Origin of the sequence: Proteus sp. ZN5 (genome assembly GCF_011046025.1) — a bacterium.
Taxonomy (GTDB): domain Bacteria; phylum Pseudomonadota; class Gammaproteobacteria; order Enterobacterales; family Enterobacteriaceae; genus Proteus.
On sequence record NZ_CP047639.1, the window covers coordinates 1,784,392 to 1,798,126 of the forward strand.

General features: G+C 38.9%; 11 protein-coding genes and 1 riboswitch. Of the genes, 8 read left to right on the plus strand and 3 right to left on the minus strand.

Annotation, left to right across the window (positions count from 1 at the left end; all coding sequences use genetic code 11):
• Nucleotides 1–19 precede the first annotated feature (19 nt).
• Nucleotides 20–1,420 carry a sodium:alanine symporter family protein gene (locus GTK47_RS08240; protein WP_165122723.1) on the plus strand — a complete coding sequence of 467 codons (1,401 nt, stop codon included), beginning with the start codon at nucleotides 20–22 and terminating at the stop codon, nucleotides 1,418–1,420.
• Nucleotides 1,421–1,607: 187 nt separating this feature from the next.
• On the opposite strand, the gene GTK47_RS08245 is transcribed toward GTK47_RS08240, so the two are convergent.
• Complete coding sequence (locus GTK47_RS08245; RefSeq protein WP_023581463.1) at nucleotides 1,608–3,089, minus strand: aldehyde dehydrogenase family protein; 1,482 nt, start codon at nucleotides 3,087–3,089, stop codon at nucleotides 1,608–1,610.
• A 493-nt stretch (nucleotides 3,090–3,582) separates the two neighbouring features.
• Between GTK47_RS08245 and hcp the strand changes: the two genes are divergently transcribed.
• The 4 genes from hcp to mgtE all read left to right on the plus strand — a co-directional run bounded on the left by hcp (nucleotide 3,583) and on the right by mgtE (nucleotide 8,441).
• Entirely contained in the window at nucleotides 3,583–5,235 is a 1,653-nt protein-coding gene (hcp, locus tag GTK47_RS08250; protein ID WP_165122724.1) for a hydroxylamine reductase, read from the plus strand.
• Nucleotides 5,236–5,293: 58 nt separating this feature from the next.
• The gene (gene hcr / locus GTK47_RS08255; RefSeq protein ID WP_165122725.1) at nucleotides 5,294–6,298 is read left to right on the plus strand and encodes an NADH oxidoreductase; all 1,005 of its coding nucleotides are present in this window, start codon (nucleotides 5,294–5,296) and stop codon (nucleotides 6,296–6,298) included.
• A 270-nt stretch (nucleotides 6,299–6,568) separates the two neighbouring features.
• Complete coding sequence (locus GTK47_RS08260; protein WP_165122726.1) at nucleotides 6,569–6,904, plus strand: DUF6694 family lipoprotein; 336 nt, start codon at nucleotides 6,569–6,571, stop codon at nucleotides 6,902–6,904.
• Between the two features lie 215 nt (nucleotides 6,905–7,119).
• A riboswitch (M-box (ykoK) riboswitch) is annotated at nucleotides 7,120–7,291 on the plus strand.
• 76 nt (nucleotides 7,292–7,367) lie between these two features.
• Nucleotides 7,368–8,441 (plus strand): magnesium transporter, encoded by a 1,074-nt coding sequence (gene mgtE / locus GTK47_RS08265; protein WP_165122727.1) that lies wholly within the window; start codon nucleotides 7,368–7,370, stop codon nucleotides 8,439–8,441.
• Nucleotides 8,442–8,533: 92 nt separating this feature from the next.
• Here the strand turns inward: mgtE and GTK47_RS08270 are convergent, their stop codons facing one another.
• Nucleotides 8,534–9,040 carry a SprT family zinc-dependent metalloprotease gene (locus tag GTK47_RS08270; protein ID WP_165122728.1) on the minus strand — a complete coding sequence of 169 codons (507 nt, stop codon included), beginning with the start codon at nucleotides 9,038–9,040 and terminating at the stop codon, nucleotides 8,534–8,536.
• 105 nt (nucleotides 9,041–9,145) lie between these two features.
• On the opposite strand from GTK47_RS08270, the gene GTK47_RS08275 reads away from it, so the two are divergent.
• From GTK47_RS08275 to GTK47_RS08285, 3 genes are read left to right on the plus strand one after another with little or no spacing between them, the layout of a single operon-like run.
• On the plus strand, nucleotides 9,146–9,469 hold the full coding sequence (locus GTK47_RS08275) for a metalloregulator ArsR/SmtB family transcription factor (protein WP_036912417.1): 324 nt from the start codon (nucleotides 9,146–9,148) through the stop codon (nucleotides 9,467–9,469).
• A 3-nt stretch (nucleotides 9,470–9,472) separates the two neighbouring features.
• Nucleotides 9,473–9,907, plus strand: a complete 435-nt coding sequence (locus GTK47_RS08280; RefSeq protein ID WP_165122729.1) for a YeeE/YedE family protein — start codon at nucleotides 9,473–9,475, stop codon at nucleotides 9,905–9,907.
• Nucleotides 9,908–9,911: 4 nt separating this feature from the next.
• The gene (locus GTK47_RS08285) at nucleotides 9,912–10,325 is read left to right on the plus strand and encodes a YeeE/YedE family protein (protein ID WP_165122730.1); all 414 of its coding nucleotides are present in this window, start codon (nucleotides 9,912–9,914) and stop codon (nucleotides 10,323–10,325) included.
• A gap of 83 nt (nucleotides 10,326–10,408) precedes the next feature.
• Here the strand turns inward: GTK47_RS08285 and bcsC are convergent, their stop codons facing one another.
• The gene (gene bcsC, locus GTK47_RS08290) at nucleotides 10,409–13,735 is read right to left on the minus strand and encodes a cellulose synthase complex outer membrane protein BcsC (RefSeq protein ID WP_165122731.1); all 3,327 of its coding nucleotides are present in this window, start codon (nucleotides 13,733–13,735) and stop codon (nucleotides 10,409–10,411) included.

A 13,735-nucleotide genomic window follows, 5' to 3' on the forward strand; every position in this document is an offset into this window, starting at 1 on the left:
GGACGAGAAAGGGTAAATTATGGATTTCATCACAAATATATTAAGCGCTATAAATGGCGTGGTATGGGGAGTTCCGATGCTTGTCGGTATTCTCGGTATCGGCCTTTTTATGCAGTTTCGACTTGGCTTTTTACCTATTAGGAAGTTAGGAACAGGGTTTAAGCTTTTATTTGAAAAAAATGACAAAAGAGGTGAAGGGCAAATATCGCCATTTAATGCCTTAATGACCGCGCTTTCTGCCACTATCGGAACTGGTAATATTGCTGGTGTTGCAACAGCTGTTGTCTTAGGTGGCCCCGGTGCGTTGTTTTGGATGTGGATGACCGCATTAGTGGGAATGGCAACCAAATATTCAGAAGCCGTGCTTGCTGTACGTTTCCGTGAAGTTGATAAATACGGAAACTATGTCGGTGGTCCAATGTATTACATCAAAAATGGCTTAGGTAAAAATTGGGTTTGGTTAGGCACTGTTTTTGCTGTTTTTGGTAGTTTTGCAGGATTTGGTATTGGTAATACAGTACAAGCAAACTCTGTCGCTGATGTACTGGAAAGTAACTTTGGTATTTCGACAACAATAACTGCTATTGTGCTCGTTGTTTTAGTCGGTGCCGTACTCATTGGAGGCATTAAGCGTATTGCTGATGTTGCCGGTAAATTAGTTCCTATTATGACCGTTGGCTATTTTGGTGCAGGTATTGTTGTCCTCGCACTGAATGCGACTGCGATCCCAGATGCAATTGTCCTTATTGTTAAATCTGCGTTTACACCTGTTGCTGCTCAAGGTGGTTTCGCGGGTGCAGCTGTTTGGGCGGCGATCCGCTTTGGTGTAGCGCGTGGTGTTTTCTCAAATGAAGCAGGATTGGGTAGCGCGCCAATTGCCCATGCGACAGCAAAAACACAAAATCCTGTTCGCCAAGGTTTGATTGCGATGCTGGGGACTTTTATTGATACTATCATCGTCTGTTCTGTTACAGGATTAACCATTGTTATTACAGGACAATGGCTAACAGGGCAAAGTGGAGCAACATTAACCGCCGCATCATTCTCTATCGCTATTCCGGGTGGTAACTATATTGTGGCAATTGCATTAGCCATTTTTGCTTTTACCACGATTTTAGGCTGGAGTTTTTACGGTGAAAAATGTGTGCAATATCTTTTTGGACCTAAAGCGATTATGCCATTTAGGGTTGCATGGCTAATTGCGTTACCGGTTGGTGCGACACAATCGTTAGAGTTTGTGTGGTTGTTAGCCGATACACTCAATGCAATGATGGCTATTCCTAACTTAATTGCATTAGCTTTATTAAGTCCTGTTGTTTATCGCTTAACAAGAGATCATATAAAAGATGTTAACGCCGATAATATTGAACTAGATAAAGACACTCACTCAATGAGCAAAAAAGAAGCCGAAGCTGAGTAACTCGTTCTTACTTAGGGGCTAATAACACAACATAAAACCGCATACTTTATCGTGATAAGTATGCGGTTTTTTTATGGTAATAACTTGAGGTTTGGGAAATTACAGATAATAAAAAGCCTTCTGGGGAGAAGGCGAAGAGATGAGTATAGATATTATATTTATAGGAATTTAGAAAAGAGAGAAAATCTTATTCTTTCATACTGATGAAGATGTTTTTCACTTGGCTATAGGCATCTAACATCATTTTATGTGTTTCACGCCCTAAACCTGATTTTTTGTAACCCCCAAATGGTGCATGAGCAGGGAGTTCGTGATAAGTGTTAACCCACATACGACCGGTTCTTACTGCTTTTGCAACTCGTAAGGCACGGTTAATATCTTGAGTCCAAACACCACCCCCAAGGCCATATTCAGAGTCATTCGCCATTTCGATCACTTCATCTTCATTATCGAATGGGATAACACATAACACAGGTCCAAAAATTTCTTCTCGGGCAACACGCATTTGGTTTGTTGCGTTGATGATGATGGTTGGACGAACAAAGAAGCCGTCATCATAACCTTCACCCGTAATACGCTCACCACCTGTTAAAACAGTTGCACCTTCTTTTTTCGCGAGTTCAACGTAGCCTAAGATGGTATCCATTTGATCTTGGCTAACTTGAGTTCCCATTTGTGTATTGGGATCAAGTGGATCGCCGACACGAATACTCTCAAATTCAGTTTTTAATGCTTTCAAAAATTCATCATGAATATCTTTATGTAAGAACAAACGTGAACCTGATTCACAGGCTTGTCCTTGGTTCATCAATATTGCTAATGCTGAATATTTGACTGCTTTTTTCATGTTCGCATCGGGGAACACGATATTGGCTGATTTACCGCCTAATTCCAATGTTGCTGGAACCATTTTTTTCGCTGCTGCTTCTGCTACGGTATAACCCACATTGGTAGAGCCAGTAAATGCAAGTTTATCAATATCTTCGTGTTCTAAAATAGCTTGTCCTACAACAGATCCGCGTCCAGTAACAATATTAATCACACCCGCTGGTAATATTTCATTTAAAATACGACCTAGCTCTAATAATGAAAGGGAAGTCAGTGTTGCTGGATTAATAACCACTGTGTCACCCGCTGCAATCGCTGGTGCCAATTTCCATGCTGCCATTAATAATGGGAAGTTCCATGGAATAATTTGCCCCACAACACCAATAGGTTCGCGAATAACAAGGCTAATGGTATTTTCGTCTAGGACGGCACTTTCATCGGTATGAGAGCGTATCACGCCTGCAAAATATCGAAAATGGTCAATAGAGGCAGGTAAATCTATGTTTTTCGACTCATTGAGTGGCTTACCATTATCTAATGACTCAATCCAAGCAAAGCGTTCTTGTTCTTGCTCTAAGCGATCTGCGATTTTTAATAAGAGGGCTTGACGCTCAGCAGGTGACGTTTTACTCCATGTTTTGAATGCTTTACGTGCAGCACTGACTGCGCGTTCAACATCTTCAGCACTACCCGACTGGTATTCACTTAATAATTCACCCGTAGCTGGGCTATAGGTTTTCGTTGTTTTTTGCGATGTACTAGATACCCATTCTCCTCCAATTAGCATTTTGTAGCTTTCTAGAGGACGAAATTCTGATGGAACATTATTTAATTTAATCATTTTTAATCTCCAATGTAGGGATGAGCATCATTCGAATGTGTAGTTTCATTTCGTAATACTCGTGCTAATAACATATCTCAATTGAAATAATTTGATTAGCTATTGATGCAATAGGTGATATTAACTATAAAAAATAGTAATGAATATTACTGAACTAACAAAAATGAATAAACTTAATCGTTTCATCTCTCAGTCTTTATATGATTAGACAAAAAACAACCATCAATAATTATTAAACATTCCTTCTTATTTAGTCATCATCGACACAATGCAATGGCACTCTCTTTTTTGGAAAAATTATTTTGAGGCTTAAGCAAAATCAAAGGATAAAAAAGAGATATTAAAAGATTTGCTATAAATTGCGTTAGATCAAACAACATTCAAATTGTTCAATATTGCACTTTCTCTCTTATAAAAATGGCGTATTCTTATGTTGCATCTGGAATGCAACTTATAAGAATAAAGCGTTATCTTTTATTAGAAGGAATACGATATGTATTGTGTGCAATGTGAACAAACAATGAAAACGCCTGTAGGTAATGGTTGTGCCTATGCGCAAGGTATGTGTGGTAAAACAGCAGAAACTTCAGATCTTCAAGATTTACTCGTTGCAGTATTAGAAGGACTTTCAGCGTGGGCTTTGGCAGCGCGTAGTGTCGGTATTATTGATCATGATGTAGATAGCTTTGCTCCTCGTGCTTTTTTCTCTACGTTAACTAACGTCAACTTTGATTCTGATCGTATTGTCGGTTATGCGAAAGAAGCTATCTATTTCCGTGAAAGTCTGAAATCTCGTACTTTAGCGAAAAATGCAGCAATTCAAGTGACTAACCCAAGAGCTGAAATTCAATTAGCAGGTAGCGATTTAGACAGCTTACAAAAACAAGCTCAGCTTTTTGCTTTAAATGCAGATAAAGCGCAAATCGGTGATGATCTTCATGGATTACGTATGCTGTGCCTGTATGGCTTAAAAGGGGCTGCGGCGTATATGGAGCACGCGCATGTTTTAGGTCAGTATGACAATGAAATTTACGCTGAATATCACCGTTATATGGCGTGGTTAGGTACTGATCCTGCTGATATGAATGAATTGTTAGAAAATGCGATGGGCATTGGTCAAATGAACTTTCGCATTATGGCGATCCTTGATAAAGGCGAAACTCAAGCTTACGGCAACCCGACACCAGTTACTGTTAACGTTCGCCCTGTTGCAGGTAAAGCTATTTTAATTTCAGGTCATGATCTAAAAGATCTGCAAATGCTTCTTGAGCAAACTGAAGGTAAAGGGATCAACATTTATACTCATGGTGAAATGCTACCTGCCCACGGTTACCCAGAACTTAAAAAATACAAACACTTAGTGGGTAACTACGGAAGTGGTTGGCAGAATCAGCAAATTGAATTTGCAAAATTCCCTGGCCCTGTATTAATGACTTCAAACTGTATTATTGATCCGAATGTAGGTAATTACGGTGACCGTATTTGGACACGTAGTATTGTTGGTTGGCCGGGCGTAAAACATATTACTGGTGATGATTTCTCTGAAATGATTGAACAAGCACAATCATTAGAAGGTTTCCCATATAATGAAATCGAGCATTTAATTACCGTTGGTTTCGGTCGTGAAACACTATTAAATGCCGCTGATACTGTGATTGATTTAGTTTCACAGAAAAAATTACGTCATGTTTTCTTAGTGGGTGGTTGTGATGGTAGCCGTGGTGAACGTAGCTACTACACCGATCTTGCAAGAGAAATTCCACAAGATTGTTTAATTATGACCTTGGCGTGTGGTAAATACCGTTTCAATAAACTGGATTTCGGTACTTTAGAAGGCTTACCACGCTTACTTGATGTGGGTCAGTGTAACGATGCTTACTCAGCGATTATGCTAGCTGTTAACCTTGCTGAGAAATTAGGCTGTGGTGTGAATGACTTACCACTGTCTTTAATTCTTTCTTGGTTCGAGCAAAAAGCGATTGTTATCTTATTGACCCTGCTTTCATTAGGCGTGAAAAATATTTATACCGGGCCAACAGCACCAGCGTTCTTAACTGATAATTTGCTGGCGGTACTAAATGAAAAATTTGGAATGCGCTCTATTACTACACCAGAACAAGATCTTAAAGATATTCTTTCTGCTTAATGTTTTAAATTCATTATCATGACCGAAGCCTACGGGCTTCGGTGAAGGATCAATATCCATGACGATGCCTACTTCTCTTTGTCCTAATCGTATGCAAGTTCACTCTATTAATCAGGAAACCCCTGAAGTGTGGACGCTAAATTTAATTAATCATGACTTTTATTCTTATAAACCGGGTCAATTTGCACTGGTGAGTATCAATAATAGTGATGAAACAATGCGCGCTTATACCATTTCATCTTCTCCTGGATTAAGCCCATTTATCACCTTAACCGTTCGTCGTTTAGAAAATGGCATAGGCTCAGGTTGGTTAACATCACAAGTAAAACCGGGTGATTATCTTTGGTTATCTGATGCTCAGGGGGAATTTACTTGTGCAGGTAAAGAAGGTGCGCGCTATTTAATGTTGGCGGCAGGATGCGGTGTGACGCCGGTTATGTCGATGACACGTTGGTTGTTAAATAATCAACCTAAAGCGGATATTACGGTTATTTTTAATATTCGTGAGCAAAGCCAGTTTATTTTTGAGAAAGAGTGGATCGAATTAGCAAATGCATATCCATACAATCTGAATTTTATCATGATGCCTAAATTGCCTGATAACAAAGGGTTATTTAGTGGTCGCATTTCTCAAGAAAAATTGGCTGCATTAGTTCCTGATATTGCGAATCGTACTGTTATGTGTTGTGGCCCAAATAGCTATATGGAAGACACCGGACGTTTTGCAAGAAATCTTGGTGTACCTGCTGAGAATATCTTTATGGAACGTTTTGGTGATGAGCCTGTTTGTGTTGATGAAAACGAACAATTAACCATGACTATTCGTCATCCATTATCACAAATTAAAGTTCCTGTTGGCGTAACTTTATTATCAGCAATGGAAGAAAATAAAGTTCCTGTCTTTGCGGCTTGTCGTGCAGGAGTTTGTGGTAGTTGTAAAACTCGCATTGCGAGTGGTGATTATGATGTCAGCAGTACCAGTACATTAACGGCTGAAGAGATAGCCCAAGGTTATGTCTTAGCATGTAGTTGTCGTTTAAAAGGAGATGTTGAGCTCGCTTAACCTCTTTTTATTAAGTATTTCCTTCTATTTTCCTATTTTTTTACCCTGTTAATTTATTAACAGGGTTTTTTATGTCTATTCCTCCCATTAAAAAAACGAATAATCTGGAAAATGCTTCCCTTTATTTTAAATTAAAGATGGTTTTTATTTATTCAGAATAATAAAAATATTGGAAATGATGACTCATTAAAAATATATTTTAGTTAGTGGGGAGTTTCCTTATAAACATTCTGCTATTATTTAAACTATTGACTGGGTAAGGGGGGATATATGAAGAAATTGTTAGTTATTTGTTTGTTTAGTGTCATGTTAGCTGGCTGTGAAAAACCTCAACAAACCCTTGATGGCTCTAATGTAGAATCGCTACGTATCTCAATTGTTGAAATGCGCAATTCACTTCCCCTTGATGAACAAACGCGTTTTGATGAAGCAATAGAATTAGCTATTCTTAATGATATTAATTTTAATGATTTAGTTATCGCAGGGCGTCATAAAAATGCGGATATTATCACTCGTAAAATGTGCCAATCATTAGATGGTAAAACGGTAAAAGAGATATTTTTGCAAGCAGAAGAAATAAGAGTGCAAAAATTAGCATTTAAATAATCAATTAATAAACAAATTCCTTCTTACTATACGATTTTAACTTTCGTAGGAAAGCTTCATTTCTTTTTTATATATTAATTTCTAATGGGATTATATTATTTAATTGTATGATAAATATCGTGAGCTATTTTTCAATAGAACTTAAACAAAATCGTTATCGTGCTTTTCATTATATTGTGAGTGGTTATAATGCGCGCCGCATTCGCAAGAAAAGTGCAGTATCTCGTTAGGCGAGGCTCCTATACAAACACAGGTTACTGATCTGACGACGTCGAGAGACGCCCAAGATTAGGACAGGATATATCGACCGAAGGTATATCCCCATGTAACTTCCAGTATTCATCGGATACGTTGTATAGTGCTAAAACCGAGACGTGTAGATAGCTTTTGCATTCTCGCTTCTGGTTTCGCCCCTATGGAGAACTGATTTGCTAAACACAAACAGTAATAGGGAACCACAAAAATGAAATTCAATACTCAAAACAAAATGGATGCTGTATTAGTTGCAGATGCATCCTTAAACACACCTAAAAACAACTCAACTCAAGACCAATACAATCGTTTAAAAGATGATGCAACTGTTAGTGCATATATGAGCCAGTCCTATATTGCTGTTTCTGTCGCTGATTCTGTTGAAAATGTGAAAACTCAATTGGTTAATGATTTAAAAGATGAATTAATTCCAACCTATTTATATGTGGTGGATAAAGATAACTATCTAAATGGGATTTTGCCCGTTAAATCATTATTAACAGCTGCGAATGACCTGTTTGTCTCTGATGTGATGCGTCAAACCTTTTTTTCTGTCTCACCAGAACAGAATCGACATGATGTTTATCAACTGATTAGTCATAGCGGTTTAGACAGCGTACCTGTGATGCATTTTGGAAAGTTAGTCGGTGTTTTACGCCCTCAAGATATCGCTGAATTAATTGAAGATGAAAATACACTGGATGCACAAATGCAGGGTGCAACTTCACCTTTAGAGCAGCCTTATTTAGAAACCAGTCCGGTAACATTATGGCGTAAACGTGTTGTGTGGTTATTGATGCTGTTTGTGGCAGAAGCGTATACCAGTACGGTATTACATGCCTTTGAAGACAGATTAGAAGCTGCGATTTCACTCGCTTTCTTTATTCCATTGCTAATTGGTACAGGCGGAAATAGTGGTACACAAATTACCTCAACATTAGTACGTGCTATGGCATTAGGGGAAGTGAGCCTACGTAATGTTTGGTCTGTATTAAGAAAAGAGATAACCACATCCATAATGGTCGCACTGACTATGGGTATTGCCGGTTTTGTGCGTGCTTGGTTCTTAGGTGTGGGTATGGAAGTGATGATTGTTGTTGGCTTAACACTCGTTTCAATCACTGTTTGGAGTGCGATTGTTTCGTCTGTCATTCCAATGGTATTAAAGCGTTTAGGTATCGATCCTGCGGTTGTTTCAGCACCGTTTATTGCGACCTTAATTGATGGTACAGGTCTTATTATTTACTTTGAAATTGCATCTCATGTGATGAGCGAGTTTGCTTAATACAATCTCACATATTTATTCTCAAGATAAAGCCGATGTGACTTAATCAACACATCGGCTTTATTTTTTGTATTTGAGCTAGGCCAGAATTTCTACTGTTCAGTAAATTGCAATATCGCCTGGCAGTGGCGGCAACGGTATTGTGTCTCTCCGCGTAACACTTTGTTATGACGGCGAATGGTGAGCTGATGTTTCTCTTCACAATGGCAAGTATAAGGAAAGGTCTTAGCTTTAACGGCGCTGACATCAAAATGATGGGTACGTTTAGCTGAAACTTGTAATACTGTTTCCATCATCCATTTCCACTCTTTCCCATGAGGTGCTACACGACCAAAATGGCGATTAACTAATAAATGCGCTAATTCATGAGGAATAACTTCTTCAATAAAATTCTGTTTATTTTCAATCAATAATGTAGGATTAATACGAATTTCCCAATTTGCATAATAGGCACTGCCTGCAATAGTTCCTCTCTGATTATAATGTAGAGTAGGTTCTGGGTAATTTGTATTAAGATAAAGATTAGCCTGCTGCAATTTTTCACGCAGTGTTCGCATAACGCTTTGCACTAAGGCGATGGGGACTCTTACCGTTTTCATGTTACAGAGCATATAGCGCCTTATACAAACACGCAATAAAAAGAAAACTTGCACAATATATAAATTAACATATTATTAAAAAGTATATTGATTATGGAGTTTACCATGACACAACGAGTTCAACCTGATTTATTAGATGCAATGAAATTGGCGGCTAATGAAGCGTCTAGTATGCTTAAGACGCTAGGAAATGGCGATCGCCTTTTATTATTGTGTCAGCTAAGTCAGGGCGAAAAAAGTGTGAGTGAATTAGAAGAGAGTTTAGGTATTCGTCAACCGACACTTTCTCAACAGCTAACCGTTTTGCGCAATGAAGGGTTAGTGAATACTCGTCGTGATGGAAAACGTATCTTTTATTCTATTGCTGATGAAAAAGTTCTCGTGCTACTTAATACGCTTTATCAGCTTTATTGCCCTATAGCAGGTTAATTTATGAATATAGATTGGGTTCACTTTACGCCTTTAAGTGCGGCAATTGGTGGGCTTATGATAGGTGCAGCTGCCGCCATTTTATTGTTATTTAATGGTCGCATTGCAGGAATAAGCGGTATTTTAGGCGGTGTTTTATCAACAAAACAGCAGGGGAATGGTTGGCGTTGGGCGTTTTTACTTGGCATGTTGATCGCACCAACACTGTTTTATTTTTTTGATAAACCCTTATCGCCAGTGATTGAAACGTCACCTTGGATGTTAATGATTGCCGGAGTACTGGTGGGAGCAGGCACACGTTTAGGTAATGGTTGCACGAGTGGTCATGGTATTTGTGGGTTAGCTCGATTATCACGTCGCTCGATAGTGGCAGTTTTAGTCTTTATGGTGACTGCATTTATTACTGTTTATATTCAGCGCCACGTAATAGGAGGCTAAGAAAATGACTAAGTTTGTTGCTTTCCTTTGTGGTCTTCTATTTAGTGCAGGATTGATTGTTGGTGGAATGAGCAATCCACAAAAAATCCTAGGTTTTCTAGATATTACAGGAAACTGGGATCCCTCTTTATTGATAATCATGGGAGCAGGGCTGGTTGTCAGTGTGATAGGTTACCAATTAACACGCCGTAGGCAACAAAGTGTATTAGCATGTCCTTTAAATATACCGACCAATAAAGTGATTGATAACCCCTTAGTACTAGGCAGTGTATTATTTGGTCTTGGTTGGGGATTAGCTGGAATTTGCCCCGGTCCTGGTTTGGTATTAGCAGGTGCTGGGTTTTATCAAGGTATTTTATTTGTCTTTGCCATGATTGTGGGTTGGTTGTTAGTTGGGCTTTTTCGTAAAACACAATAATGACAACTTGCTATCACAACTTTAGCGAAAACGTTAAACGGGAAGCCAGTGCTTCCCGTTTGTGTATTTAATACATTTGAACGTTATTTAAAATCAGCATAAGGAATAAGAGGATTTGGCGGTAAATCTAAATCACCATTCCAACCATCAAATGAATAACGTAAGTACATTAATGCATGACTAGGGGTATAGTTCTTTGCTTGTTGAATATCTATAGCCGCACCAATAAACCAATGCGGTGTAATACGATGCTCAACTAATGCTCTTGCGGTATAACCAAAACCATTACTGGAGTCTCCTTTATCAACAGCATCACGCTCTTGATAATAAAGTCTCATCATCTCTTCTCGATCTTCAGGGCTAAGTCCATTCATATAGCGATTGAATTTATCGGGAGAAATGAGATTTTGTAAAGGATAGCGCTTTCTGTCATCTGTTTGGGAGTAAGACCAAGAAAGAGAGCCTGATAATTCCCAAGACCAATTTTCAGTACGTTCACGATAATTAATCGGGAGCCCTAAAGAGACATATTTTTGAGGACTATAATAACCACCTTGACCTAAAGTGTATCCGCTTAAGTCTTTATCATAATGCCAAAGCATTGTGCTTAATCCGACAGAAACGCGGCGATTGTTCTCATTGATAAGTTTGTAATAATAGCCACCCATCCCTCGAACACTACTATTATCTTCAACGTTTTTACCCGTCAGTTTATCAATAGAAATCTCGCCCCAATAACCGTCTGTTCCGCCTAAATCATAGCTTCCGCTTAAACGAACACCCGTTCTTCTCACGCCACCCCATGTTTGGTTAGTCCAAATATCTCGTTGACCAGCAAAAGCTAGTTGAGAGCTATTAACTGGACGACGGTGAACATCAAGCGTCCAGCCTACATTAAAAAGATCATGGTTATAGGCGATTTTACCGACCCAATCAGTGACTTCGAAACCCAGAGGTGTTGTACCAAGATCCCATTGCCATTGACCATTTTCCCAGCCAATTGCTGGGCTAACACCAAAGGATTTTTGCTCTAATGGGAAACAGCCAGTACGATAACAAGTCCCAAATTTAGAGTCATAAGGTGATGTACCTAGTTTGCCACTGCTGAGATTAACTAAATCTGCCCGCCAAAAGAAACGACCATCATAAACAGGGTGATCGAGTTGTAACATCGTGGTGTGGGCGCGTAGTTTCGAATAGCCTTCGCTACCACTAGAGCCCCAATAATCATGTTCAAGAGTAAAAAGCCACTCTTGTTGACGATAAAGAGAGTGAGCATCAGCTCGTAGGCTTCGAGATAACCAGTTATCTTTTTCGTCATTACGCATTAATGCGGTGTACTCAATATTATCTTTTGGCAACCTATCTGTTATTCCATCCTTGATCATTGCTTGTTGATAATAATAGTGAGCTTGTTGACGATGTTGCCCATCACGCTGAAAACGAGCAATATCGCGTAATATTAAAGGATCAGCACTGTCCGGCTCTGTTTCAATTTGTTGTGCCAAGTAAGCAAAATAGTGTTGTGCTTTTTCTGTATTACCCGCCTCTTTTTCTGCATTGGCGACACGTCTAATAGAGTTGCTATTAAACTGGTTGGGTGAAAGTGTTTCTATTTTCGCAAGATAGTATTTTGCCTGTTCTTTTTGTCCTTGCTCCAAGGCAATATCTGTTGCACCTAATAATGCCGTTTCATTATTAGGTTCTAGGTTTAGTGCGGTATGGTAATAACTTAAGGCTTGTTCAAGATTATTTCGCTCTTGAGCCCAGTTCGCTATTAGTAAATAAGTTTCAAATTTTTGCTCTGGTGGAATATGAGCAAAAAGGTAATCAACAGCCTGTTGTTCTTGTCCTTTTGCGCGTAGAGACTCTGCATGTGCTAATATTTCACCAAAACGTAATCGACTATCTAACGCTTTCATACTCTCACTTCGTTGAGACAAAGGAATTGTGTTTAGCATATCAAGTGCTTGAGTTTCTCGCCCTGTTTTATTGAGATATAGCGCGTAGGCGTAAAGTCGAGATGCATCATTAGGAAGGCGACGATTAAGTTGGTTAAAATATTCTTCAGCTTCAGAGGTTTGTTGCGTTATTAATAAATCATCAGTAAGACGATAAATATTCCAAACATCATTAGGATAATCTTTAGCAATTGCCTTACGTTTTTCAATCGCACTAAGGTATTGCTCTTTGTATTCATCATCAGCGGCTGAATCTTGTCTTATGCCAGAGATAATATAGCCATAATCTTCTGCCAAATTTTTATATTGTCTTGGCGTTAAACTATCAATAAATTGTTGTGCTTTATCATGTGACTGTTGGCGATAAAGTTTTGCGAGGCTATGTAAAGTCGCGGGGTGATTAGGTTGATACTTTAAAGCTTGTAAATAATGGCTTTCAGCAACATCCAATTGGCGCTGTGCAACGGCAATGTCACCTAAACCAATATAAGACTCGCTTTCATAAGGACTTAACTTATTGAGTTGGTTAAAATATCGCTCAGCTAACTCATAATCTTGTTTTAAGAGCGCTTCATCGCCTTTTGAAAGCAGGTGCCAATATTGATTAGCCTGCAACATGGATCGCCATTGACCGCTATTATCATGATTGGGTGATAACTTCAGCGCTTGTGAAAGATAGTAAATAGCTGCACCACGCTGATTTGCGCGAGAATAACGCACGCCCAATGCACCTACAACATCCGCATTATCGGGTTGTTGTCGTGCTTTTTGTTTTAAGGTCGCAATAGGTAATGAGGCAACATCTGTTTTAGGTTTTATAGTAGAAGCCGTACTAGTTGTGCTTGTTGTAACCGTCGATTTTATTGTGGATTGTTGCTGATAGAAACTGGCTATTTTCGCATTCTGAGGATATTGGCGATAGATATGATTAAGTCTATCTACCTTATCATCATGAGAAGATTGCATAAGCACTTGAATATATTCCAGTGCTAAAGTCTCATCCGGCGGCATTCCTAGATAAATTTCATCGTATAAATTTAGTGCATCATCATAGCGCCCAGCTGTACGGTAAAGTTGGGCTCGCTGTAATTTTTGCCGATTAACATCCGTTGTCAGTGATAAGGTTTTTATTGCACGCTGATATTGCTCTGATTGCGGAAACTGAGTACCTAATTGAGTAAATAACTGTTGTGCTTTTGCATTATCTTTCTGTTTAACGGCAAACTGAATTTGCATTAATAAGATATTAGGATCATTGGGTTTCATTAACGCTAAACGATGCAACGATTGAGCCACTAAAACTTCATTTCCTGTAGATGTTCCTAATCTCACTTGCTCTTGTAAAAAAGCTTCCGTTGTTTCTTCGTTGGCTTGCGTGACAGGCAAAATGCCTGTCAGCAAAAAGAGAGCAATAACAGAGTGGCGATGTGTGTGACCAAATTGCCACAT